Source organism: Frigoribacterium sp. Leaf164 (genome assembly GCF_001423665.1).
In the GTDB taxonomy this organism is placed as follows: domain Bacteria; phylum Actinomycetota; class Actinomycetes; order Actinomycetales; family Microbacteriaceae; genus Frigoribacterium; species Frigoribacterium endophyticum.
Window position 1 is genome coordinate 1575260 of the sequence record NZ_LMOX01000001.1, and the last position, 22495, is coordinate 1597754.

Annotated in this window: 15 protein-coding genes; 7 read left to right on the plus strand and 8 right to left on the minus strand. The window is 75.2% G+C overall.

Annotation, left to right across the window (positions count from 1 at the left end):
- Positions 1 to 4: 4 nt before the first annotated feature.
- Complete coding sequence (locus tag ASF82_RS07140) at positions 5 to 631, minus strand: helix-turn-helix domain-containing protein (protein WP_056055207.1); 627 nt, start codon at positions 629 to 631, stop codon at positions 5 to 7.
- A gap of 80 nt (positions 632 to 711) precedes the next feature.
- On the opposite strand from ASF82_RS07140, the gene ASF82_RS16315 reads away from it, so the two are divergent.
- Entirely contained in the window at positions 712 to 2499 is a 1788-nt protein-coding gene (locus tag ASF82_RS16315; protein WP_082514381.1) for an FAD-dependent oxidoreductase, read from the plus strand.
- 122 nt (positions 2500 to 2621) lie between these two features.
- Here the strand turns inward: ASF82_RS16315 and ASF82_RS07150 are convergent, their stop codons facing one another.
- Positions 2622 to 5756: a glycoside hydrolase family 2 TIM barrel-domain containing protein gene (locus ASF82_RS07150; RefSeq protein WP_056055210.1), complete on the minus strand. Its 3135-nt coding sequence runs from the start codon at positions 5754 to 5756 to the stop codon at positions 2622 to 2624.
- Positions 5757 to 5951: 195 nt separating this feature from the next.
- On the opposite strand from ASF82_RS07150, the gene ASF82_RS07155 reads away from it, so the two are divergent.
- Positions 5952 to 6617 (plus strand): TetR/AcrR family transcriptional regulator, encoded by a 666-nt coding sequence (locus ASF82_RS07155; protein WP_056055213.1) that lies wholly within the window; start codon positions 5952 to 5954, stop codon positions 6615 to 6617.
- Positions 6618 to 6675: 58 nt separating this feature from the next.
- A complete protein-coding gene (locus ASF82_RS07160) occupies positions 6676 to 8811 on the plus strand; it encodes an ATP-dependent DNA helicase RecQ (protein WP_056055216.1) in 2136 nt (711 codons plus the stop codon).
- 87 nt (positions 8812 to 8898) lie between these two features.
- On the opposite strand, the gene ASF82_RS07165 is transcribed toward ASF82_RS07160, so the two are convergent.
- Complete coding sequence (locus ASF82_RS07165; RefSeq protein ID WP_156369932.1) at positions 8899 to 10518, minus strand: molybdopterin-dependent oxidoreductase; 1620 nt, start codon at positions 10516 to 10518, stop codon at positions 8899 to 8901.
- 76 nt (positions 10519 to 10594) lie between these two features.
- A complete protein-coding gene (locus tag ASF82_RS07170; protein ID WP_056055219.1) occupies positions 10595 to 10876 on the minus strand; it encodes a hypothetical protein in 282 nt (93 codons plus the stop codon).
- A gap of 62 nt (positions 10877 to 10938) precedes the next feature.
- Between ASF82_RS07170 and ASF82_RS07175 the strand changes: the two genes are divergently transcribed.
- The 3 genes from ASF82_RS07175 (at position 10939) to ASF82_RS07185 (ending at position 12970) form a co-directional block, all read left to right on the plus strand.
- A complete protein-coding gene (locus ASF82_RS07175; protein ID WP_056055221.1) occupies positions 10939 to 12030 on the plus strand; it encodes an NAD(P)-dependent alcohol dehydrogenase in 1092 nt (363 codons plus the stop codon).
- Positions 12031 to 12032: 2 nt separating this feature from the next.
- Entirely contained in the window at positions 12033 to 12524 is a 492-nt protein-coding gene (locus ASF82_RS07180) for a MerR family transcriptional regulator (protein ID WP_082514474.1), read from the plus strand.
- A gap of 89 nt (positions 12525 to 12613) precedes the next feature.
- Positions 12614 to 12970: a hypothetical protein gene (locus ASF82_RS07185; RefSeq protein WP_056055223.1), complete on the plus strand. Its 357-nt coding sequence runs from the start codon at positions 12614 to 12616 to the stop codon at positions 12968 to 12970.
- Positions 12971 to 13254: 284 nt separating this feature from the next.
- Here ASF82_RS07185 and ASF82_RS07190 read toward each other — a convergent pair whose 3' ends face one another.
- From ASF82_RS07190 to ASF82_RS07205, 4 genes are all read right to left on the minus strand, one after another.
- The gene (locus ASF82_RS07190) at positions 13255 to 15759 is read right to left on the minus strand and encodes a glycoside hydrolase family 65 protein (protein ID WP_056055226.1); all 2505 of its coding nucleotides are present in this window, start codon (positions 15757 to 15759) and stop codon (positions 13255 to 13257) included.
- Positions 15756 to 16586, minus strand: coding sequence for an HAD family phosphatase (locus ASF82_RS07195; RefSeq protein ID WP_082514382.1), 831 nt, complete (start codon positions 16584 to 16586; stop codon positions 15756 to 15758). Before ASF82_RS07195 ends, ASF82_RS07190 begins: the two co-directional genes overlap by 4 nt.
- Before the next feature lie 444 nt (positions 16587 to 17030).
- The gene (locus ASF82_RS07200) at positions 17031 to 17627 is read right to left on the minus strand and encodes a hypothetical protein (protein WP_200931972.1); all 597 of its coding nucleotides are present in this window, start codon (positions 17625 to 17627) and stop codon (positions 17031 to 17033) included.
- Positions 17628 to 17681: 54 nt separating this feature from the next.
- On the minus strand, positions 17682 to 18827 hold the full coding sequence (locus ASF82_RS07205; RefSeq protein WP_056055230.1) for a zinc-dependent alcohol dehydrogenase: 1146 nt from the start codon (positions 18825 to 18827) through the stop codon (positions 17682 to 17684).
- Positions 18828 to 19031: 204 nt separating this feature from the next.
- On the opposite strand from ASF82_RS07205, the gene ASF82_RS07210 reads away from it, so the two are divergent.
- Positions 19032 to 22442 (plus strand): DEAD/DEAH box helicase, encoded by a 3411-nt coding sequence (locus ASF82_RS07210; protein ID WP_162240261.1) that lies wholly within the window; start codon positions 19032 to 19034, stop codon positions 22440 to 22442.
- Positions 22443 to 22495: the final 53 nt, after the last annotated feature.

Genomic DNA, 22495 nt, shown 5'->3' on the forward strand with positions numbered 1-22495 from the left:
GACGCTACTCGAAGCGGCCGGGCGGCGCCGCCCGGACGTGCATGCGCTCGCCCTGGCGGCCGAAGAGGCTGAGGAACTCGACGTCGCCGGGCCCCACCCGGCCGAACCAGTGCGGCGTGCGGGTGTCGAACTCGGCCGCCTCGCCCGCGGGCAGCACGAGGTCGTGCTCGCCGAGCACCACGCGGAGCCGGCCCTTCAGCACGTAGAGCCAGTCCCAGCCGTCGTGCGTGCGCAGCTCGGGGGTGCCCTCCGGCACCGACGCCGGGATGACGTGCTTGAACGCCTGCAGGCCGCTCCCCCCGCGCGACAGCGGCAGGATCGACCCGCCGCGCCAGGCGACGGCCTTGAGGTGCACCCGCGGGTCGCCCGTCTCCGGCGCGCCGACGAGCTCGTCGAGCGGCACCCCGTGCACCCGGGCGAGCGGCAGCAGCAGCTCGAGCGCGGGGCGGCGCTGCCCCGACTCGAGGCGCGACAGGGTGCTGACCGAGATGCCCGTCTCGGCGGAGAGCTGGTCGAGGGTCGCGCCCCGGGCGGTGCGCAGGGCGCGGAGGCGCGGGCCGACCCCGGCGAGGACGGCGTCGGTGTCGTCGGCCGGGGCGGGGGCGGTCGGGCCGTGTCGGTGCGGGTCCATGCCCGCATCTTGCCACTTCGGCAAGAGAGCTTGTCACCGGCGGAGGCGCGGGGCGACCATCGAGGCAGGAGGTCACCACCATGACGAACGACCACAGCACCCCCGCCCCGAGCGGCTCCCCCGACCCTGCCCGTGACGCCGGTCACGCCGGTGACGCCCCCGACGTGGTCCGCGACGTGCTCGTCGTCGGCGGCGGCGCCGCCGGGCTCAGCGCGGGCCTCACGCTCGCCCGCGCCCGCCGCGACGTCGTCGTCGTCGACGCGGGCGAGCCCCGGAACGCCCCCGCCGCGGGCGTGCACGGCTTCCTCACCCGCGACGGGATCGCCCCCGCCGAGCTGACGCGCCTCGGCCGCGCCGAGGTCGAGTCCCACGGCGGCGAGGTCGGCGCCGGGACGGTCACGGCCCTCGACCGCGTCGAGCCGGCCCCGGGAGTCGCGGCCCGCTTCCGGGCGTCCGTCACGCACGCGGGCGGCCGGGTCGAGACCGTCCTCGCCCGGCGGGTCGTCGTGACGACCGGCGTCAGCGACCAGCTGCCTCCCATGGCCGGCCTCGCCGAGCGGTGGGGCCGGGACGCCGTGCACTGCCCGTACTGCCACGGCTGGGAGGTGCGCGACCGGCTGATCGGCGTGCTCGGCGGCGGGCCGCTGTCGGTGCACCAGGCCCTGCTCTTCCGGCAGTGGAGCGATCGCGTGGTGCTGTTCCTCAACGACGCGCTGGAGCCCACGGAGGAGGAGTGGGAGCAGCTCGCCGCGCGGGGCATCGGTGTCGTGACGGGAGCCGTCACCCGGGTGCTCGTCACCGACGACCGGATGAGCGGGGTCGAGCTCGCGTCGGGGCGCACCCGCCCGGTGGAGGCCCTGGCGCTCGGGGCTGCCCTGCGCGTGAACTCGGACCTGCTGACCGGGCTGGGCGTCGAGCAGGAGCCCCACCCGCTGGGCGTCGGGCTCGTCGTGCCGTCCGACCCGGCCACCGGCGCCACGAGCGTCCCGGGCCTCTGGCTGGCGGGCAACGTCGCCGACCCGATGATGCAGGTGGTCGCGGCGGCGGCGTCCGGCGTGAGGGCGGCCGCCCTCGCGAACGCCGACCTCGTGGCGGAGGACACCGCCCTCGCCGTCGCGGCCCGGCGGGCTCCGTTCAGCGCGGCCGCCGAGTCGGCGGGCACCGCCCGGCTGCTCGGCGAGCGGCGGTACGGGGTCGCGCCCCGGTCCGGCGACGCCGACGGGCCCGCACCGGGCCGCCCCGAGCAGGAGGTCTTCGACCGCGCGTACTGGGAGGAGCGCTACGGCTCGGAGGGCTTCACCTGGAGCGGCGAGCCCAACGCCCAGCTCGTCGCCGAGACGGTCGACCTGACGCCCGGGCGGGCGCTCGACGTCGGCAGCGGCGAGGGCGGCGACGCGATCTGGCTGGCCCGCCGGGGCTGGACGGTGACCGGCACCGACATCGCCGAGGCGGCGCTCGCCAAGGCCGCCCGTCGCGCCGAGGCCACCGACCCGGCCGCCGCCGCCCGGATCACCTGGGAGCAGCACGACGTCACGACCTGGGCACCCGAGCCGGGCGCCTTCGACCTCGTCTCGGCCCAGTTCATGCACCTCGCCGACCCGGAGCGGGCCGTGCTCTTCCGGGGGCTCGCGGCGGCGGTGGCTCCCGGCGGGACGCTGCTCGTCGTCGGGCACGACCTCACCGACGACCCGGAGCGCATGGCGCACCGGCGTGACCTCATGTTCACGGTCGACGACGTCCTCGCCGCGATCGAGGGCGAGGGGCTCGAGGTCGAGGTGGCCGGGTCGCGCGAGCGAGCCGCCACCTCGGCGCACCACGGGGGCGGCCCGATGCGCGACGTGGTCGTCCGCGCGCACCGCGCCTCCTGAGCCCGGCCACCGAGTGGTCGCGATCTGCTGCTCCCGGCGGGGGGACGAGCCGTTCGCGACCACTCGGCGTGCACGGTCCCGACCGACCGACCTCGCGTCGCCCGGGCTGCCGGGCTGCCGGGCTAGCCCAGCGCGCTGAGGCGGAGGCGCAGCGCGTGCGCGCCGGGGCGCAGCACGTGGGGCGCCGACACGTCGGGCCCGCAGGCCCGGGAGCCGAGCCCGTGCTGTGCGGCGTCGAGCCACAGGTGCGTGGCCGTCGGCGCCGGCAGCTCGTGCGGGTGAGCGGCCGCGTCGACCTGCTGCGCGGTGTGGCGGCGCAGCGTGAAGCCGGGGCGACGACCCGCCGTGTCGGGCAGGGCCTCGACGCGCAGCCACGCGCCTCCCTCGGCGGTGGCGAGGTCGAGCTGTCGGAGGTCGCTGCGGTGGCCGCTCTCCTGCGGGCGGGCGTAGTCGACGACGAGGTCGTCGACCGCCGACTCGAAGCGGCCGACGACGGCGGCGTGCCGCGAGTCGGGGTACGACTCGGCCGGTCCGGTGCCGAACCACGACGCCCGCTCGACGTCGACGGGCAGGTCGAGCCGCACGCCGACGCGGGGCCAGGTGACGTCCCAGCCCGCGGTCGGCACGAGGTCGAGGGCGAGCCAGACGTCGTCGCCGTCGAGCGTCCAGCGCTCGTCGACGGTGACGGCCTGACCGGCGTCGGCCGCCGCCCAGCGCGTGCGGACCTGCACCGAGGTCGGCGTCGTCGAGACGGCGAGCACGCGGCCCGTGAGGCGGTCGAGGCCGGCGCGGCGCCAGACCGTCTCGGCGCTCGGCTCGAGGCTCTCGAGGTAGCGGTCGCTGCGGTGCCGGTCGCGCATGACGTCGGCGTCGCGGTCACGAGGTGCCCACCAGTGGCCGCGGTCGTTGTCGGTGGGGGCGCGCCACAGCTCGAGGCGGGGCCCGTCGACCGGCCGGCCGGCCAGGGCGACCAGACGGCCGTCGACGAAGCTCGCGGGGCCGAGGTCGAGCCGACCGGAGGCGATGCCCGCCGCGGTGTCGAGGGCCGTCGCCACCGTGGGCCGCGGCGCGGCCGACGCGACCGGGGCGGAGCCCGGCAGCGTGAGGTCGAGCTGCGCGGTCGAGACGACGTGGCCGGCCGGGGACCAGGCCGCGTCGGCGACGGTGACGACCTCGATCGTCAGCCAGGTCTCGCCGAGGGCCGCGACCGGCACCTCCGGCAGGGCGAGGCGCGCGACCTCGCCCGCGGCGAGGGCCCCGCCGCCGAGGCCGACGACGTCGAGCACGCCCGAGGCCGCCTCCACGCCGTCGTGGGCGACCGACCAGCGGAAGGCCACGTCGGAGGCGTCGGCCGAGTGCCGCCGGTTCGACACGACCACGACGGCCCCGCCGCCCTCGACGGCCTCGAACCGCACCCGCAGGGGCGCGACGACCTGGGCCCACTCGGCGAGGCCGGGCGACGCCGTGTCGTCGCTGAGCACCATGCCGTCCATCACGAAGTTGCCGTCGTGCACCACCTCGCCGAAGTCGCCGCCGTATCCGAAGAACTCGGTGCCGTCGGCCGCCCGCGTGCGGATGCCGTGGTCGCGCCACTCCCAGACGAAGCCGCCGTGCAGGCGGGGGAACTCGTCGACGAGGTCCTCGTACTCGTCGATCGCGCCGGGGCCGTTGCCCATCGCGTGGACGTACTCGCAGAGGAGGAACGGCTTCGAGCGCTGGCGGGCCGCCTCCGCCGCCGTGGTGCCGAGCAGGGGCACGCTCTCGTCGCCGGCGCCGATCGCGCGCGTCTCGTCGACGAACGAGTACATGCGCGAGTAGACGTCGGTGTAGGCGCCCGTGTAGTCGCCCTCGTAGTGCACCGGGCGGCCGGCGTCGCGGGCGTGGGTCCACGCGGCCATCGCGGCGAGGTTCTGACCCGTGCCCGCCTCGTTGCCGAGCGACCACATCACGATCGACGGGTGGTTCTTGTCGCGCTCGACCGTGCGCACCATCCGGTCGACGAGGGCGTCGTGCCAGGCCGGGTCGTCACTGGGGTTGCCGACCCAGGCGCCGCGCTCGAAGCCGTGCGTCTCGAGGTCGTTCTCGAGCACGACCCAGAAGCCGTACTCGTCGGCCAGGTCGAGGAGGCGCGGGTGCGGCGGGTAGTGCGACGTGCGGATCGCGTTCACGTTGTGCCGCTTCATCTGCTCGAGGTCGCGGCGCGACCACTCCTCGTCGAACACGCGGCCGCGGTCGGGGTGCGTCTCGTGCCGGTTCACGCCGTGGAACACGACGCGGCGGCCGTTGACGGTGAAGAGGTCGCCGTCGACGCGGACGGTGCGGAAGCCGAGGCGGAGCGAGATCGTCTCCGCTCCCCCGGCGCTCGTCACCGTGGCGTCGTACAGGCGGGGCGTCTCGGCGCTCCACGGCGCGACGCCCTCCGCGATCTCGACCGGGGCGACGTCGGCGGGCGACGACCAGGTCACCTCGACGCCCAGCTCGGGCACCGAGAGCCCCACCGGCCAGGCCGCGGGGCCGGCCGTGACCTCGGCGACGATCGACGCGCCTCCCTCGGGCTCGCCGGCGGCGCCGTGCCACGGCGTCTGCAGCCAGACGTCGTCGAGGCCGCCGACCGGCCGCGCCTGCAGCGTGACGCTGCGGAAGATGCCGGGCAGCCACCACTGGTCCTGGTCCTCGACGTAGCTCGACGCCGACCACTGGTGCACGCGCACCGCGATGACGTTCTCGCCGGGGCGGACGACGTCGGTGACGTCGAACTCCTGCGCGAGGCGGCTGCCGACGCCCATGCCGACCTCGACGCCGTTGACCCAGGCCACGTAGCGGGACTCGACGCCCTCGAAGCGGAGGAGCACGCGCTCGGCGCCGGCGAAGCTCGCGGGCAGCGTGAAGCGGCGGCGGTGGTCGCCCGTCGGGTTGGCGTCCGGCACGGCGGGCGGCTCGGTCGGGAAGGGGAACTGCACGTTGGTGTAGATCGGCAGGCCGCGCTCGCCGTCGCCGGTCAGCACCCAGTGCGACGGCACCGCGACGGTCTCCCAGCCGGAGTCGTCGTGGTCGACCGCGGCGAAGTCCGTCGGGCCCTCGCCCTCGGGCAGGACGCCCCGGCCGCCGGGCGTGCCGGGCGCGCCGGCCAGCAGGCGGAAGGCCCACTCGCCGTCGAGCGAGAGGGTCGGCGCGTCGGTGTGCAGCGCGGAGCGGGCGGGGCTGCGGAGGCCCGTGCCGGGGCCCGTGTCGGTGAGGTACGAGGCGGTGTTCGTCACGGGACGAGTCCTTCCGGGGCCGCCGCGGGAGGGCGTCGACCGTGCTGAGGGGGCGGGCGGGGCGGCCGTCGACGACGACCGGGGCGCAGGCGCGGGCCCCCGGCGACGTGGGCGGGACGCGACGACGCTAACACAGTGTCGAGTGGTCGCTCGAAATTCGCGGGGCACGTCGCCGGGCGTCGTAGGCTGCCCCCCATGACCGCCTCGCCCGCCGACCCCGCCGACCCCGCCGCCGCGCCGGGCAGCGCCGACGCCCCGCGGGCTCGCCGGGGCCCGTACGCCAAGTCGGCGGAGCGCCGGGCCGCGATCGTCGCGGCCGCGTTCGAGGTCTTCGCGGCCCACGGCTACGCGGGGGGCTCGCTGCAGAAGGTCGCCGACGTCGTCGGCATGAGCCAGACGAGCCTGCTGCACTACTTCCCCACCAAGAGCCACCTGCTGCTCGCCGTCCTCGCGCGCCGCGACGAGGTCTCGGCGGGGCCGATGCCGGCGACGCCCGCCGAGGGCTCGATGGTCGAGGCCGTCGTGCGACAGGCCCGCGCGAACGAGTCCGTGCCCGGGGTCGTCGAGCTCTACGCGGTGCTCTCGGGCGAGGCCGTCACGGCGGGCAACCCGGGTCGTGACTACGTCTCCGCCCGCCTCGCCGGGCTCCGCCGCGAGTTCGGCGACGCCTTCCGCGGGCTCGAGGCGGCCGGGCTCCTGCGGGCCGGCGTCGACCCCGACCGGGCCGCGACCGCCCTCGTCGCCCTCTGGGACGGCCTGCAGCTGCAGTGGCTGCTCGCGCCCGACGAGGTCGACGTGCCGGGGCAGCTGCGCGACCACCTCGAGCTCGTCGTCGTGCCGGAGGCGCCCGCCGCCCCCTGAGGCCGGCGTCGGCCGGGCCGGGGCCGGCAGGGTCGGTGGTGCGTGGCACCATGGCCCGATGACCGACACCGCCGCCCCCGCCGTGACCGACGTCGACGCCGAGGCCCTCGAGCTGCTGCGACGCCTGACCGGACGTGACGACGCCGTCTTCCACGACGGCCAGCTCGAGGCGATCCGCGCCCTCGTCGCCGACCGCCGACGCGCGCTCGTCGTGCAGCGCACCGGCTGGGGCAAGTCCGCGGTCTACTTCATCGCCACCCTGCTGCTGCGCCGTCGCGGCACGGGGCCCGCCCTGCTGGTCTCGCCGTTGCTCGCGCTGATGCGCGACCAGGTGGCCGCGGCTGCCCGGGCCGGCGTGCGGGCAGTGGCCCTCAACTCGGCGAACGCCCACGAGTGGGCCGACGTGCAGCAGGCGCTGCTCGCCGACGAGGTCGACGTGCTGCTCGTGTCGCCGGAGCGCCTCAACAACCCGAGGTTCCGGGACGAGCAGCTGCCGCTGCTGGTCGACCGGCTCGGCATGCTCGTCGTCGACGAGGCGCACTGCATCAGCGACTGGGGGCACGACTTCCGCCCCGACTACCGGCGCCTCGCCGAGCTCATCCGCACGCTGCCGGCCGGTGTGCCCGTCCTCGCCACGACGGCCACCGCGAACGAGCGCGTCGTGGCCGACGTCGAGGAGCAGCTGACCGAGGGGCCGGAGACCTCGGTGCTGACGATCCGCGGCTCGCTGGCCCGCGCCTCCCTGCGGCTGGGGGTGCTCGACCTGCCCACCTCGCGCGACCGGCTCGGCTGGCTGCTCGCCCACCTCGGCGACCTCGCGGGCAGCGGCATCATCTACACGCTGACCATCTCGGCGGCCGACGACACCGCCCGGCTGCTGCGCGAGGCCGGCCACGACGTCCGCTCGTACACCGGCCGCACCGACCCGGAAGAGCGCGAGCAGCTCGAGCAGCGCCTCAAGACCAACGACCTCAAGGCGCTCGTCGCGACGAGCGCGCTCGGCATGGGCTTCGACAAGCCCGACCTCGGCTTCGTGGTGCACCTCGGCGCGCCGTCGTCGCCGGTCGCCTACTACCAGCAGATCGGCCGCGCCGGGCGCGCGACCGACAACGCCGACGTGCTGCTGCTGCCCGGGCGGGAGGACCGCGAGATCTGGCAGTACTTCGCGACGGCGTCGATGCCCTCCGAGGCGCGCGCGAGCGCCGTGCTCGCCGAGCTGGGCGAGACGCCGCTCTCGACGCCGGCACTGGAGGCGCGGGTCGACATCAAGCGCACCCCGCTCGAGCTGCTGCTCAAGGTGCTCGACGTCGACGGCGCCGTGCACCGCGTACAGGGCGGCTGGGTCTCGACCGGGCGGCCGTGGGTCTACGACCGCGAGCGGTACGACCGGATCGCGACCGCCCGGCTCGCCGAGCAGGAGTCGATGATCCGCTACGAGGAGGGCGCCACCTGCCGCATGCAGATGCTGCAGCTCGACCTCGACGACCCCGCCGCGGTGCCGTGCGGTCGGTGCGACGTCTGTTCGGGCCCCTGGTACCCGAGCGACGTGACGAGCGACGCGGCCGCGTCGGCCGCCAGCTCGCTCGACCGCGTGGGCGTCGAGGTCGAGCCACGGGCGCAGTGGCCCACCGGCGCCGACCGGGCCGGCGTGCCCGCCAAGGGCAAGATCGCGCCCGACGAGCGCGTCGAGCAGGGGCGGGCCCTCGCGCGCCTCACCGACCTCGGCTGGGGCACGACGCTCCGCGAGGTGTTCGCGCCGTCGACGCCCGACCAGCCCGTCACGCGGGCGCTCGTCGACGGCTGCGTGCGGGTGCTGGCCGACTGGGGCTGGGCCGAGCGGCCCGTCGGCATCGTCGTGATGCCGTCGCAGGGGCACCCGCAGCTCGTGGCCTCGCTGGGCGAGGCCCTCGGCCACGTCGGGCGGCTGCCCGTGCTCGGGCAGCTCACGCCGACCCGCCAGCGCTCGTCCGACGCCCCGCGCGGCGGCGGCAACAGCGTCTACCGCCTCGCCGACGTGTGGGGGTCGGTGGAGGTCGGCCCCGAGCTCGCCGCGGCCCTGGCGGCCACGCCCGGGCCCGTGCTGCTCGTCGACGACCTCGTCGACAGCCGGTGGACGGTCACCGTCGCGGGGCGCGAGCTCCGTCGGGCGGGTGCCTCCGCGGTGCTGCCGTTCGCACTCGGGGTCGTCGCGTAGCGCGCGGGCCGGGCGTCGGGCCCGCCGAGCGCCGGGCCCGACGAGCCCGACGAGCGCCGCGCTGGCCAGGCTCGGTGAGCGGTGGTCTCAGCGCACCGTGACCTGGTGCTCGTCCCAGCCCTCGGCGCCGTTCGGGGCGGGGGCCATCCGGGCCTCCCGCTGCACCTCGCCGTCGACGCCGGTCGCCCGGACCCTCACGGTGTGCCGCCCGCTCGTCGCCTCCCAGCGGTGCACCCACTGCACCCAGGTGTCCGCCGAGACGGAGTCCGCGAGCTGGGCGTCGACCCACGGCTCCTCGTCGATCTGCACCTCGACGCGCGCGACGCCCGTGTGCGGGTGCCACGCCACGCCCGCGATCGGCACGGTGCCCGCGTCGACCGACGTGCCCGACGCCGGCACGTCGACCCGCGACTCCAGCTTGACCGGGCCGAGCGCGTCCCAGCCGCGGGGCGTCCAGTACCCCTCGGCGTCAGCGAAGCGGGTGACCTCGAGGTCGACGACCCACTTCGTCGCCGAGACGTAGCCGAAGAGGCCCGGCACGACCATGCGCACGGGGAAGCCGTGCTCCTGCGGCAGGGGCTGCCCGTTCATGCCCACGGCGAGCAGGGCGTCGGTGCCCTCGTCGGTGAGCACGTCGAGCGGGGTGCCCGCGGTGAAGCCGTCCTCGCTGGTGGAGAGCACCATGTCGGCGCCCGCCGTCGGCACGGCCCGGGCGAGCAGGGTGCGGATCGGGTGGCCGAGCCAGAGGGCGGTGCCGATCAGGTCGCCGCCGACCTCGTTCGACACGCAGCTGAGGGTGGCGAGGTGCTCCTCGAGGGGCAGGGCGAGCAGCTCGTCGAACGAGACGACGATCTCGTTCTCGACGAGGCCGTGGATGCGCAGGCTCCACTCGGCGGGGTCGATCGAGGGCACGCGGAGAGCCGTGTCGATGCGGTAGAAGTCCTCGTTCGAGGTCACGTAGGGCGTGATGCCGGGCACGTCGAGGGAGGCGCCGGCCGGCACGGGCTCGGCGGTGACGGCCGCCTCCGGGAGGGCGATGCCGTCGCGCAGGGCCGCGACGTCGGCGCGGCCCGCGTTGATCACGCGGGCGCCGGCGCCCACGACGACCGCGACGGCGCTCGTGAGCCCGATCGCGGTGAGGAAGCTGCGGCGCTCGACCGGGGCTCCGCCGAGCGGCGGCGTGGGCTCGGTCGCGGCGGCCCAGCCGGGGGTGGTCGAGAGGCGCCAGCGCCACAGCCGTCGGAGCAGGCCGGGCAGCACCACGACCGCCACCACCGTGCCGATCACAGCCGGGGCCGCGTCGAGGCTGCCGCTGCCGGCCCGGGTGAGCACCGCGGCGACCGCGAGGGCCCCGCCGACGCCGAAGACGACACGGCCGAGCGGCGGGCGGTGCTGCTCGGCGACGCCGGCGAGGCCCGTGACGATGACGAGCACCACGGCCATCAGCACGCCGAGGGCGACCTTGTCGCCGGTGCCGAACAGGCCCACCATCGTGTCCTTGGCGGCGGCCGGCGCGAGGTCGATCACGGCGGAGCCGACGGCGGGCAGCGGGCTGCCCCCGGGCCCGGTGACGACGGCGGCCGCCTCGGCGGCGCCGGCCCAGGCCACGAACGAGACGACGCCGGCGAGGGCGGCCCACCCCGAGGAGGCGCGGGGCGGCATCCCCGCGGAGGCGGGCTCGACGGGGGTCTCCAGGCGCACGGACATGCCCCGAGGCTAGGCCCGGGGACGGGGAGCCAGCTGACGGCGGCGCGAGCCGTCAGCGGTCGCGACGCCCTGGGGCTCAGTCCTCGTCGACGAGGCTCTCGGTCAGCTCGACGATGAAGGCGGCCGACGACTCCGACCCGGCGGCCGGCTCGACGTCGTCCGGCGCGTCGACGACGAGCAGCGGGATGCCCGGGCCGAGCAGCAGCTGCGCCATGTGGGCCACGCCGTCGAGGCGGCAGGCGACCGGCACGCGGAAGGTGCGGTCGTCGTCGCTGAACTCCATCGCCGCGGCCAGCAGCACCTCGGCCAGCTCGTCGGTCACGATCAGCTCCTGGCCCGCGTAGTACAGAGTCTTCATGCGCCCACCCTACGGGCGGTGGCCCTTGCGCTGGAGCGCACTCCAGCTCGTACGGTCGACCCATGAGGACCACGACCGCCCACGCCCTGCTCGCCCCCGGCGCCCCGCTGCAGGAGGTCGCGCTCGACCGCCGCGACCTCCGCCCCGACGACCTCGCCGTGCGGGTCGACTTCTGCGGCGTCTGCCACAGCGACCTGCACGCCCTCGAGCAGGCCCGGCCCGGCCAGCTGCCGCTCGTGCCGGGCCACGAGTTCGTCGGCGAGGTCGTCGCCGTGGGCCCGGCCGTCACCGGGTTCTCCGTCGGCGACCCGGTCGCCGTCGGCAACATCGTCGACTCCTGCGGCGCGTGCGAGAACTGCCTCGCCGACGAGCAGTCGCTCTGCGTGGAGTTCCCGACCCTCACCTACGGCGGGCGCGACCGCCACGACGGCAGCCGCACCCAGGGCGCCTGGTCGGGCGAGTACGTCGTCCGCGAGTCGTTCGCCTACCACCTGCCGGCGGGCCTCGACCCGGCGGCCGTCGCCCCGCTGATGTGCGCGGGCGTGACGACCTGGGCTCCGCTCGCCCGGGCGGGCGTGGGGCCCGGCGACCGGGTCGGCGTCGTCGGGCTGGGCGGCCTCGGCCACCTCGCGGTGAAGTTCGCCGTCGCCCGGGGCGCGGAGGTCTCCGTCTTCACGACGTCGCCGCGCAAGCGGGCCGACGCCCTCGCGCTCGGCGCCGTCGAGGTCGTCGTCTCGACCGACCCCGCGGCCATGGCGGCCGCCGCCCGGCGCTTCGACCTCGTCGTCGACACCGCCTCGGGCGACCACGACCCGTCGCCGTACCTCGAGACGCTGCGTCGCGGGGGCACCCTCTGCATGCTCGGCATCCCGCCGCGGTACAGCGTCTCGGCGATGAGCCTCCTGCCCCACCGATCGCTGACCGCCTCGGGCAGCGCCGGTCGGGCCGACACCCAGGCGATGCTCGACTTCGCGGCCGAGCACGGCGTCGTCGCCGACGTCGAGGTGCTGCCGGCCGCCCGGCTCGCCGCGGCCCTCGACCGCCTCGCCCACAACGACGTGCGCTACAGGTTCGTCCTCGACCTGCGACCGGGGGCTGGCCCGCAGGCGGCCGCGGCGGCCTCGGGCGGCCGGGAGGACGGACGTACCCTGTGACGATGACGCTCGCGACGCCTCCCCCGCTCCGTCCCCTCGACGGCGCGGGTCGCGCCCACGACGCGGCCGACCTCGACGACGTCCTCGAGGAGGCGCGGGTCGCCCCGGTCGGCATCGGTCGCGTCGCCGAGGCGACCGGCCTCAGCGTCGACGCCCTGCGCTGGTACGAGCGGGAGGGGCTGCTCCCCCTCGTCGGGCGGGGCGGCGACGGCCGACGCCGGTACGGCCCGGCCGCGGTGCGCTTCGTGCGGCTCGTCCAGGCGCTCCGGCGGACGGGCATGCCCGTGGCGGACGTGCGCGCCTTCGTGCAGGCGGGCCGGGGCGAGCTCGCGACGCACCCCGTGCGGCTGGCCCTGCTCGAGGCCCAGGTGACCGCGATCGAGCAGCAGATGGCGCAGCTCCGGGCCGACCTCGGCGTGCTCACCGCGAAGTGCGACGACTACCGCGGCCTCATCGCGCGCGGGCTCGACTGCGAGGACGAGGTCGGGGACTGAGCGGGAGCGGGGCGGAGTGCGACGCTGCGGAGTGCGACGGCGCGGCCCCGGCAGCGCACGGCCTCGACGCCGTGCCGTAGCCTCGGCCCATGGCTGACGAACGTGCACCGCAGATCGTGACCGGCGACCCCGACGTGACCCGCGCCTCCCTCGAGCTGAAGCTCCCGGCCGCGCTGCTGCCGGGGCTCGTGCGCCGGGCCGTGCAGTCGACGCCCGGCTTCAGCGTCACCTCGGCCGACGAGGAGGGCGCCGAGCTGCTGCGCCGCAGCGCGACGGCGAGCGACCGCGACGTCGTGCGCCTGGTGTTCACGCCGACCGACCAGGGCATCCGCGTGACCGGCGAGGTGCACTCCCCCGCCGGCACGATCGGCGCGAGCGTCAAGAAGCGCGACGCCGACACGACGGCGCTCTTCCAGGCGATCGCCTCGGCGGCCGGGCCCTTCTAGGCCGGGCTCCGCTTGCACGGAGGCATCGGCGCACGGGGCCGCGATCGGCCGGGACCGATCCGCACCGCGGGCCCAGCCCTCGACGCGACCTCGGGAGACCCGCCAGCATCGCTCATCCACTCCGGAGTGGATCAGCGATCCGGGCCAGCACCTCCCGCCGGCCCCGGGCCCGGGCCGTCTCGGTCGCGGAGCAGCCGTGGCTCGGGCCACCGCCAGCCCCCGGCGGGAGCGTGTCCTCGCCGGCCGGTCAGCGCCCGCCCGGCCGGGAGGACGGCGACCCGCCGCTACGACGTCGTGTCGTCGTCGTCGTAGCGGTCGATGCTGATCGTCGGGATCGACGCCGTGATGACCGATCCGTCGGCGCGCATCAGGCCGCGCAGGTCGCTCGTCGTCGGCACCTTCGTCGTGATGCGGGGCCCCTGGTCGTCGAGCGCCACGCGCACGGGGAGCTCGCCGACCTCCACCCGCTCGCCGCGGACGCCGACGCTCACGCCGGTGCCCTCCTCGACCGTGAAGACGATCTCGTGCTGCGCGAGGTCGACGCGCACCCGCGAGCCGTGGATGGTGAGCTTGAAGCTCAGCTCCTCCCAGTCGGCGGGCAGGCGCGGGTCGAAGGTGATGTCGCCGAGGTAGTCGCGCATGCCGCCGTAGCCGCTGACCAGCGCGCTCCAGATGCCGCCCGTCGAGGCGACGTGCACGCCGTCGGACGTGTTGCGGTGCAGGTCGGCGAGGTCGACGTACAGCGACGACAGGAAGTACTGCTGCGACAGCTGGTGGTGGCCCACCTCGGCCGCGATGATCGACTGCACGACGCCCGAGAGGGTCGAGTCGCCGGTCGTCAGCGCGTCGTAGTACTCGAAGTCGCGGAGCTTCTGCTCGGCGGTGAACTCGTCGCCCTGGAGGAAGAGCGCGAGCACGACGTCGGCCTGCTTCAGCACCTGGAAGCGGTAGATCACGAGCGGGTGGTAGTGCAGCAGCAGCGGGCGCTTGCTGGCCGGCGTCGACTCGAGGTCCCACAGCTCCTTGTCGAGGAACTGCGCGTCCTGCGGGTGGATGCCGCGGTGCTCGTCGTAGGGGATCTCCATCGCCTCGGCGGCCACCTGCCAGCCCGTGACCTCGTGGTCCTCGAGGTCGAGGCGGGTGACCATCCTCGAGTAGGCGGCGGGCGACTCCTCGGCCAGGCGGGTCACGTAGCGGACGGCGGCCCGGAGGTTCGCGCGCGCCATGACGTTCGTGTAGAGGTTGTCGTCGACGACCGTCGTGTACTCGTCGGGGCCGGTGACCCCGTCGATGTGGAACCGCTGGTCGCCGTTCGAGCGCCAGAAGCCCAGGTCGGCCCAGAGCCGGGCGGTCTCGACGAGGATGTCGACGGCGCCGCGCTCGATGAAGTCGAGGTCGCCGCTCGCCTGCACGTACTGGCTGAGGGCGTGGCTGATGTCGGCGTCGATGTGGTACTGCGCGGTGCCGGCGGCGTAGTACGCCGACGACTCGAGGCCGTTGATGGTGCGCCACGGGAAGAGCGCGCCGCGCTGGTTCAGCTCGACCGCCCGGTCACGGGCCGCGTCGAGCATGCCGAGGCGGAAGCGCAGGGCGTTCCGGGCGACGTTCGGCGCCGTGTAGGTGAGGAAGGGCAGGACGTAGATCTCGGTGTCCCAGAAGTAGTGCCCGCCGTAGCCCGAGCCGGTGACGCCCTTGGCGGCGACGCCCTGGCCGTCGGTGCGCGCCGTGGCCTGCGCGAGCTGGAAGAGGTTCCAGCGCACGGCCTGCTGCACCTCGGGCTGGCCGCCGACGACGACGTCGGTGCGGGCCCAGTAGTCGTCGAGCCACGCGCGCTGCGCGTCGAACATCGCCGACGGCGGCTCCTCGGCGACGCGGTCGAGGGTGCGGTCGCAGCGGTCGGCGAGCTCGCGCGGGGGCACGCCGCGGCTGGTGTGGTAGGTGATCGTCTTGACGATGCGCGTCGAGACGCCGGCCTTGGCCCGCACCCGGTAGACGTGCTTGGCGAGGTCGTCGTCGATCGACGACGACTCGTCCCACTCGTTCTCGGTGTCCATGACGTGGTCGGCGCCGACCGCGATGGTCATGCCCGAGTTCGTCGTGCGGTAGCCGAGCACCGCCCGCGTGCCGCCGTTGCGCTTCAGCACCGGCTGGAGCACGCGCGAGTCGAAGGCCTCGGCACGGCGCGGGTCGAAGGCGCCGGCCGCGGCTCGCATGCCCGCGTGGTACTCGTCGCCCATGTCCTGTCGGTTGAGGATCTGGCTCGAGATGAGCAGCGACGCGTCGGCGTCGAGCACCGTCACCTCGTACTCGATGATCGCGAGGTGGCGGTCCTCGAAGCTGACCAGGCGACGGCTCGTGACGAGCACGCGCTTGCCCGAGGGGGTGCGCCACTCGACGTCGCGGGTGAGCACGCCGTCGCGGAAGTCGAGGCGACGCGTGTGGTCGAGGATGTCGGCCTCGAAGAGCACGAACGGCTCGTCGTCGACGTAGAGGCGGATCACCTTGGCGTCGGGCACGTTGACGATGGTCTGGCCGACGCGGGCGAAGCCGAAGGCCTCCTCCGCGTGGCGGATCGGCCACGTCTCGTGGAAGCCGTTGACGTAGGTGCCGAACGAGTGGCCGCCGCGCCCCTCGTCGGGGTTGCCGCGGAGGCCCAGGTAGCCGTTGCCCACGGCGAAGATCGTCTCGGTGACGCCCTCGTCGCCCTGCACGTACTCGTCCTCGACGAGCGCCCACTCGTCGACCGGGAAGCGGTGCCGGTCGAGCGGGTCGGTGGTGATGGTGTTCACGAGGGGTCCTCTGCGTCGCTGCTGGTCGTGTCGCTGCTGGTCGTGTCGCCGGAGCTGCCGGAGCCGGCGGAGTCGCGGGTCGCGCCGAGCGCGTCGACCACGTCGCCGAGGTCGTCGACGACCACGTCGGCGCCCGAGGCGAGCAGGGCGTCGTGGCCGGCCCCGCGGTCGACGCCCAGGACGAGGCCGAACGACCCGCGCCTCCCGGCCTCGACGCCGGAGGTGGCGTCCTCGACGACGACGCAGTCCTCCGCGGTGAGGCCGAGGCGGCGGGCGCCCTCGAGGTAGGTGTCGGGCGCGGGCTTGCCGGCGATGCCCTCGGCCGCGGCGACGGCGCCGTCGACGACGACCTCGAAGCGGTCGCGGAGGCCGGCGGCCTCGAGCACGGGCACGGCGTTGCGCGAGCTCGAGACGACGGCGACGTGCACGCCGAGCGCGATGGCCCGGTCGAGGAAGGCGACGCTGCCCGGGTAGGGCTCGACGCCGTTCTCGGCGAGCTCGGCGGCGAAGACGGCGTTCTTGCGGTTGCCGAGGCCGCGCACGGTCTCGGTGTCGGGGCTGTCGTCGTCGTGGCCCTCGGGCAGGGTGACGCCGCGGGCGGCGAGCATGGCGCGGACGCCGTCGAAGCGCGGTCGCCCGTCGACGTGCTCGAAGTAGTCGGCGTCGGTGTAAGGGCCGAGGTCGTGGGCGGCGAACCACTCGGAGAAGAGGCGCGACCAGGCCCGCATGTGCACCTCGGCGGTCGGCGTGAGGACGCCGTCGAGGTCGAACAGGAGGGCGCGGAGCTCGCCCAGGCGCGAGGAGTCGCGGGGCAGGAGGGAGGACATGGCGCGGTTCCTTCAGTGGATCGATGTCGGTCGGGGCAGATGCGCGGGAACGACGTCGGTCCGCGGCAGCTCTCGGTGCTCCGGCAGGGATCAGGCCGGGGTCGACGAGCACGGGGTCGGACTCGTCGCGACAAGTGTGGCACCCCGTGAGGGGCCCGCGCGCCCACCCGGCCGAGGGTCGTCCGCCCTCGGGACGACGACAGGGCACGACCGCGCCGGCGGTCGTGCCCTGTCTGGCGCTGGCGTCGCCCTGCGACTGAGCTTCACGGGCAGGGGTGCAGTGCGACACCGGCCAGTGGGAGCGCTGAACGCTTCCAGCCCGTGGAACGGTACGCCCTCACCCGCGGTGTCACCCAGGTCGCGGTCAGCGGGGTACGCGGCGCGCCCCGCACCGCCCCGAGCTGTCCCCCGTCGCGCTCTCGGGGTCTCACTCGGGGTGCGTCCTCAGCGGAGGGCGCGGACGACCTTCGCGACGCCCCGCACCGCGACCACCCCGGTGACGACCCACGGCCCGGCGACGATCAGCGGGTCGAGCCAGCGGTGGCGGCGGTCGACGCGGGTGCGGTCCCGCGACGTGGCCCGCGCCTCCTTCCGGGCCTCGGCCGTGACGCCGGTCTCGCGCAGCAGGTCGTCGGGGCGGCCGCCGACCTGCGACCGCAGGTGGGCGCCGGTCGAGTCGACCCGGTCGCCGACGACGAGCAGGAGCCAGTGCGCGAGCCGGCCCTCGCTGTAGCGGTCGTACGCCACGCGGCGGATCGCGCCCGAGAGCCCGTGCAGAGGCTGCGCCGTGCCGAAGACCGGCGTGACGAAGGCGTGCTCGATCGAGCGCTCCCGCCCCTCGCCGCCCGGCTGCCGCTCGGGGAACTCCCAGTGGGCTCCGGAGGCGCCGGGCGCGTACTGCAGCTTCGGGTGCGACGGGCGGTCGGCCGGGTCGAGGTCGGCACCCCAGCCGGGCACGCGGGCCCGGAGCTGCTCCTGCGTCGGGACGGCGCGGGGTTTCGAGGGGAGGTAGGCGAGGGGGACGTCGTCGTGGTCGCTCATGGGGGGCCTCCGGGTGCGGGGATGTCGGTGGGTCGTGAGGGTCGGGGGGCGGGGTCAGGCGCCGGGGACGACGAGGGTCTTGATGTTGCCGTCGAGCTTCGCGGAGAAGAGGTGGTACCCCTCGGCGATGTGCTCGAGCGGCACCCGGTGGGTGACGACGTCGCTCGGCCGGAAGTGCCCGGCGCGGATGTGCTCGAACAGGCGCGACCACTGGCGCTTGACCGGCGCCTGGTTCATGCGCAGCGTGAGGCCCTTGTTGAGGGCGTCGCCGAACTTCACGGCGCTGGGGATGGGGCCGTAGGCGCCCAGGACGGAGACGGTGCCGCCCTTGCGGACGCCGTCGATCGCCCAGTTCAGAGCGAACGGAGACCCTCCCTGCAGCTTGGCCTTGGCGCTGGTCAGGTGCTGCACGAGGTCGCCGTCGGCTTCGGCGCCCACCGCGTCGATCACGACGTCGGCGCCGAGGTAGTCGGTCTGCTTCTTCAGCTCGACGACCACGTCGTCGTGCTCGGCGAAGTTGATCGTCTCCGCGTGGGCGAACGTGCGGGCCTTCTCCAGTCGGTACTCGACGTGGTCGACGACGATCACCCGCGCGGCGCCCATGAACCACGCCGAGCGCGCCGCGAAGAGGCCCACGGGCCCGGCGCCGAGCACGACGACCGTGTCCCCCTGGCTGATCTCGCCGAGCTGCGCGCCGAAGTAGCCGGTGCTGAGCGCGTCGGTCATCAGCAGGGCGTCCTCGTCGGCGATGTCGTCGGGGATGATGCTCGGCCCCACGTCGGCGAACGGCACGCGGACGAACTCGGCCTGGCCGCCGTCGTAGCCGCCCGTGGTGTGCGAGTAGCCGTAGATGCCGCCGACGGCCGTGGCGTTCGCGTTGACGTTGTGGCAGTTGGACCACAGCCCGCGCGCGCAGAACCAGCACGAGCCGCAGTAGATGTTGAAGGGCACCATCACGCGGTCGCCCCTCTTCAGGGTCTCGACCGACGACCCGACCTCCTCGACGACCCCGATGAACTCGTGGCCGAAGGTGTGCCCGATCCGGGTGTCGGGCATGAGCCCGTGGTAGAGGTGCAGGTCGGAGCCGCAGATCGCCGCCAGCGTCACCCGGACGATCGCGTCGTTCGGGTGCTCGATGCGCGGCACGTCCTTCTCCTCCACGCGGATCTTGTACGGCCCCCGGTAGGTCATCGCTCGCACGGCTCGTCCTCCCTCGTCGTCGGGCCCGGCCCCTCGGCGCGGCGCCCCTGGTCGACGCCAGTGAACGACGGGAGTCGCGGTGAGGGCCGACCGGGCCGGGGGCCTTGCCTCCGGCGCACGTCCCCGGTTGCCATCCGCGGCGGCCCCGCGGGGGCCGGTGCGCGGCGGCGGCCGGTGTCGGCGGTCGCTGCGAAGATGGTCGTCATGCCCCTCCTCGACGTCGCGCCGCTCGTCGACGCCGTCGACGTCATCCGGTTCGTCGGCCCGCGCCCGTTCGCCAAGGGGCGGCAGTACTCGCGCGAAGACCGGGTCCGCGACATCACCTACGACCCCGTCGACCAGGTCGTCACCGGCACCGTGCGCGGCAGCAGCGCTGAGCCCTACCGGTGCGAGATCGTCCTCCAGCCGACGCGCGGCGAGCAGAGCCGCCCCTCGCGCAGCACCTGCACCTGCCCGCTCGGCGGCGACTGCAAGCACGTCGCGGCCGTGCTGCTCGCCAACAACGCGGCGGCGCTGGCCCCGCCCGCGGCCGCGCCGCTCGGCGGCGACGGCGACCTCCCCTCGCCCCGGGCCGGCGGCGGCGCGGCCGGCGACGCGGCCCCGTCCCCCGACGACTGGCGCGCCCGGCTCGGCGGCCTCACCGGCCGGCCGGCGCCCCGCGACGCCCGCACCACCTCCATGGGCCTGCTGTTCGAGCTGCGGCCGCGGGTCGCCCCGCTCCGCAGCGCCCGGTGGGACGCCCCGCGCGTCGACCGGCATGAGCGCTCGACGGGCGGTCTCGGCGGGGGCCTCGTGAGCGGCAGCTCCCTCGCGGGCGCGGGGGGCGCCTCCCCGGCTCCGGTCCGGCCGTCGGGGGCGGCGAGCTGGCGTCTGGGCGTGCGGCCGGTCAGCCTCAGTCCGACGGGCAACTGGGTGCGGGGCGACCTCACCTGGACGTCGCTGCCCTACCAGATGAACCGGCTCGCGATCGGGGCGGAGCAGCACGCCTGGTTCGGGCAGTTCGCCGCCCTGCACCGGTCGGTGCACGCCTCGTACGTGCCGGGCGAGGCCGACTGGCTGATGCTCGACGACTTCACGAGCCCGCTGCTCTGGCCCCTGCTCGCCGAGGCCCGCCGGCTCGGCGTCGCCCTCGTCACCGGCAAGCGCGCCACCGACGTCACGGTCGCCGCCGGGGCCCGCGTCACCGTCGACGCGCGCACCGTGCCGGGCCGCGGCCTCGTGCTGAGCGCCGGGGTCACGGTCGACGGCGAGCCGCACGCCGCCGCCGACACGGGCACGATCGGCGACCACGGCGTGTACGTGGCGACGCCCCAGCCGCACCTCGCCGTCGTGCTCGCCCCGACCGTCGCCCCGCTGGCCCCCGAGCAGAGGCAGCTGCTGACGAGCACGGCCGAGATCACGGTGCCCGAGGCCGACGCCGAGGAGTTCCTCCGCGACTGGTACCCGGGCCTGCAGCAGGCGGTCGCCGTGACCAGCCGTGACGAGTCGGTCGCGCTGCCCGAGGTGCTGCCTCCCCAGCTCGTGCTCACGGCCTCGTTCAGCGCCGGCGACGCTCTCGCCCTGACCTGGCGCTGGGTGATCGCCGGCCGCACCGAGCCCTTCTCCGCGCACGAGACGTCGCTCGACCTGGAGGCGCTCGGCGTCCCCGCGCGCGGGGCGACCCTGAAGGGCGTCGCCGCCGCCGAGTTCGTGGCCACCCGCCTGCCCGAGCTCGAGGCGCGCGACGACCTCCGCGTCGTCGTCGACGGCGAGCGCCTCGACTACCGCGAGCTCACCGAGGCGCCGCACCTGACGGTCACCACGGTCGAGACCGACAAGAGGGACTGGTTCGACCTCGGGGTGCTCGTCACGGTCGAGGGGCGGACGGTGCCGCTCGTGCCGCTGCTCACGGCCCTCGCGAGGCGGCGCGACAAGATGCTGCTCGTCGACAAGTCGTACCTGTCGCTCGCCCACCCCGCCTTCGACGAGCTGAAGCGCTTGATCGACGAGGCCACCGGCCTCGACGAGTGGGAGGCCGGGCCGCGCATCAACCGCTACCAGGCCTCGCTCTGGTCGGAGTTCGACGACCTCGCCGACGCGACGGTGCAGGCCGACGCCTGGCGGAGCGCCGTGGGCGGCCTGCTCGAGCTCGCGGCCGGCGACCAGCTGCCGGGCGTGGCCGACACCCCCGTGCCGGCCGGCCTCGACGCCGAGCTGCGGCCGTACCAGCTCGACGGCTTCCGCTGGCTGGCGTTCCTGCACCAGCACGGCCTCGGCGGGGTCCTCGCCGACGACATGGGCCTCGGCAAGACGGTGCAGACGCTGGCGCTCGTCGCGCATGTGCGCGAGGAGGAGGCGCGCGGGCGGGAGGCGCGGGCCGGGTCGGCGGGGCGCCCGCCGTTCCTCGTGGTCGCGCCGACCTCGGTCGTGCCGAACTGGGCGTCGGAGGCGGCGCGCTTCACCCCCGGGCTCCGCGTGCACGTCGTCACGGAGACCGAGGCGAAGAGCCGACGGCGGCTCGCCGCGGCCCTCGCCGGCGGCGACGTCGACCTCGTCGTCACGTCGTACGCGCTGTTCCGGCTCGACGCGGCCAGCTACTCCCAGCACGCCTGGGCGGGGCTGGTGCTCGACGAGGCGCAGTTCGTCAAGAACCCCTCCTCGCAGGCGCACCGCTGCGCCGTCGAGCTCGACGCGCCGTTCAAGCTCGCGATCACGGGCACGCCGCTCGAGAACTCGCTGACCGACCTCTGGGCGCTCTTCCACGTCGTGGCCCCGGGGCTGCTGTCCACGCACGTCCGCTTCTCCGACGACTACGTCAAGCCGATCGCGACCGGTGAACGACCGGAGCTGCTCGCGCGGCTGCGGGCGCGCATCCGGCCCCTCATGCTCCGCCGCACGAAGGAGCTCGTCGCCGCCGACCTGCCCGCCAAGCAGGAGCAGCTGCTGCGCGTCGACCTCGCCCCGGCGCACCGCGAGCTGTACGACGCGTTCCTCCAGCGCGAGCGACTCAAGCTGCTCGACCTCATCGACGACCTCGACCGCAACCGGTTCATCGTCTTCCGGTCGCTGACGCTGCTGCGCATGCTCGCGCTCGACGCGGCGCTGATCGACCCCGAGTACTCCGACGTGCCGTCGGCGAAGCTCGACCAGCTGCTCGACGAGCTCGACGACGTCGTGGCCGAGGGGCACCGGGCCCTGGTCTTCAGCCAGTTCACCTCCTTCCTCGGGCGCGTGGCCGAGCGCCTCGACCAGCGGGGCACGGCGCACGAGTACCTCGACGGCTCGACGCGGCGACGGGGCGAGGTGATCGAGAGGTTCAAGGGCGGCGCCTCCCCCGTGTTCCTGATCAGCCTCAAGGCGGGTGGCTTCGGGCTCAACCTCACCGAGGCCGACTACGTGTTCATGCTCGACCCGTGGTGGAACCCCGCGTCGGAGTCGCAGGCCGTCGACCGCACGCACCGCATCGGGCAGACGAAGAACGTCATGGTCTACCGGATGATCGCGAACGACACCGTCGAGGAGAAGGTCCTCGCGCTGCAGCAGAAGAAGGCCGCGCTCTTCGACGCGGTCGTCGACGACGACGCCGTCTTCAGCTCGGCGCTGACGGCCGACGACATCCGCGGGCTGCTCGACTAGGCGGTCCCGCCCCGCCGTGTCAAGGCGTCACCGGCCCGCGCGCCCCGGTGCTT

Coding starts and splice junctions, on each gene's coding strand:
- ASF82_RS07140 (WP_056055207.1), bottom strand. CDS start 631: ATGGACCCGCACCGACACGGCCCGACCGCCCCCGCCCCGGCCGACGAC.
- ASF82_RS16315 (WP_082514381.1), top strand. CDS start 712: ATGACGAACGACCACAGCACCCCCGCCCCGAGCGGCTCCCCCGACCCT.
- ASF82_RS07155 (WP_056055213.1), top strand. CDS start 5,952: ATGACCGCCTCGCCCGCCGACCCCGCCGACCCCGCCGCCGCGCCGGGC.
- ASF82_RS07160 (WP_056055216.1), top strand. CDS start 6,676: ATGACCGACACCGCCGCCCCCGCCGTGACCGACGTCGACGCCGAGGCC.
- ASF82_RS07165 (WP_156369932.1), bottom strand. CDS start 10,518: ATGTCCGTGCGCCTGGAGACCCCCGTCGAGCCCGCCTCCGCGGGGATG.
- ASF82_RS07170 (WP_056055219.1), bottom strand. CDS start 10,876: ATGAAGACTCTGTACTACGCGGGCCAGGAGCTGATCGTGACCGACGAG.
- ASF82_RS07175 (WP_056055221.1), top strand. CDS start 10,939: ATGAGGACCACGACCGCCCACGCCCTGCTCGCCCCCGGCGCCCCGCTG.
- ASF82_RS07180 (WP_082514474.1), top strand. CDS start 12,033: ATGACGCTCGCGACGCCTCCCCCGCTCCGTCCCCTCGACGGCGCGGGT.
- ASF82_RS07185 (WP_056055223.1), top strand. CDS start 12,614: ATGGCTGACGAACGTGCACCGCAGATCGTGACCGGCGACCCCGACGTG.
- ASF82_RS07195 (WP_082514382.1), bottom strand. CDS start 16,586: ATGTCCTCCCTCCTGCCCCGCGACTCCTCGCGCCTGGGCGAGCTCCGC.
- ASF82_RS07200 (WP_200931972.1), bottom strand. CDS start 17,627: ATGAGCGACCACGACGACGTCCCCCTCGCCTACCTCCCCTCGAAACCC.
- ASF82_RS07210 (WP_162240261.1), top strand. CDS start 19,032: ATGCCCCTCCTCGACGTCGCGCCGCTCGTCGACGCCGTCGACGTCATC.